Below are 1554 nucleotides of genomic sequence, written 5' to 3' on the forward strand. Positions count from 1 at the left end.
GGGTCTGGATCCGATCCTGAGCGAGGGATGAGCTGACAGGCCATCGAGCGGCCGTGAGCCTGCGCATCGGCACGATGGAAGGCGTCTGGTGGGTTACCTCGATGGAGGTGGCAAGATGCCGAAGGTGACGCTCGAGGTTTCGGAGGAAGTCGCGCGGTTGCTCAAAGCCATGGAAACGAAGCTGCGGCGAGAGGCAGAGGCGGGGCGCAGCTTCGGGGAGGTGGACCCAGTGGGTGCGCTGAGCGCCATCGACGAGGCAGCCGAGACATTGCAGCGCGATGAGAAGCGGAGGTTGCTTCGAGGCTACGACGTCGACGCCCCCCGGCTCCGGCTCGCGGGCCAGCTCCACGCCCGGGTTGGCCGGTACACGGCGGCGTACAAGACGAGGCAAGGGGCCGTCGAAATAGAACGCAGCCTCTACCGAGAGGTGGGTGTCAGGAATGGCCGCACGGTGGACGCCATCAGCCTGCGCGCCGGGTGTGTGGCCGATGGCTGGCTGCCGGAGGCGGCGGTGCCCATGGGGTACCTGCTGGCCCGGGGCACCTCGCGCGAGGCGCAAGCGACGGCGCGCCAGATGGGCGTGCTGCCCTACTGCCGCGCCTCGTTCGAGCGGATGGGCCATGAGGTGGGGGCGTTGTACAGCCACCAGCGGCCCCGAGTGGAGGCGGCGCTGGCCGAGGCCCTGGAAGCCCCCGAAGGGACGCACAGCGTGAGCGTCAGCCTGGACCGGGTGGCGGTGCCCATGGAGGAGCCGAAGAAGCGGCCCGTGGGACGGCCGCGCAAGGGCGCCCCCCAACGCCCGGTGGACGTTGTCTGGCACATGGCCTACGCCGCCTGCCTCGTCCTCCATGACGCCCAGGGCGAAGCGCTGGGCGCCGTGCGCTATGGCCGGATGCCTCATGGCGATGCCCGGGGACTGGCGGAGCGTCTGGCCCGCGACGTCCAGGCGCTGGTTTCCAGACAGCCCTCCCTGTGCGTCGCCACCCTCACCGATGGCGCTCCCGAACTGCATGCATTGCTAGACGAGGCGCTCTCCACCCACGCTCCCGCGGCCAAGGAGGTGGTGCGTCTGGTGGACTTCTGGCACCTGCTGGAGAAGCTCGGGGCCGCGGCCCTCGTCGTGGCAGGGGAGCAGAATGCCTCCGCCCTGCGTGAGAAGTGGAAATGGTCCCTGCTCAACACGCCCGGAGCGGTATGGACTCTCGTCAGTGCGCTGCACGCCAGCGGCAAGCGGGACGTCGTCCTCGGCGACCGCCGCCCGGTGCACGAGGCGCTCACCTACATGGAGAACCACGGGGAGCGGATGCACTACGCCGAGGCACGAGCGCAAGGGCTGCCCATTGGTAGCGGCAACGTGGAGGCCACCTGCAAGTCTCTCGTCGCCATGCGCATGAAGCGCCCAGGTGCCCGCTGGAAGGAGGAGTCCGGCCAGCACATCCTCGACCTCCGCGCTCTGGTGCTCTCGGACCGTTGGGACGCCGCCATGACTCTCATTCTCGCGCCACGGCGCGCTCGGGTGCGGCGCGCCGCGTGATCAGGATGGGAGCCACACCC

General features: G+C 69.6%; 1 protein-coding gene. It reads left to right on the plus strand.

The features are described from left to right. The first annotated feature begins 115 nt into the window (after nt 1-115). Nucleotides 116-1534, plus strand: a complete 1419-nt coding sequence (locus D7V77_RS41925) for an ISKra4 family transposase (RefSeq protein ID WP_120581723.1) — start codon at nt 116-118, stop codon at nt 1532-1534. The last annotated feature ends 20 nt before the right edge of the window (nt 1535-1554 follow it).

It is taken from the genome of Corallococcus sp. CA041A (assembly GCF_003612075.1).
Classification (GTDB): domain Bacteria; phylum Myxococcota; class Myxococcia; order Myxococcales; family Myxococcaceae; genus Corallococcus; species Corallococcus exiguus.

What these genes read in the sequence shown, in the direction of transcription:
- D7V77_RS41925 (WP_120581723.1), top strand. Translation starts at nt 116, where the DNA reads ATGCCGAAGGTGACGCTCGAGGTTTCGGAGGAAGTCGCGCGGTTGCTC.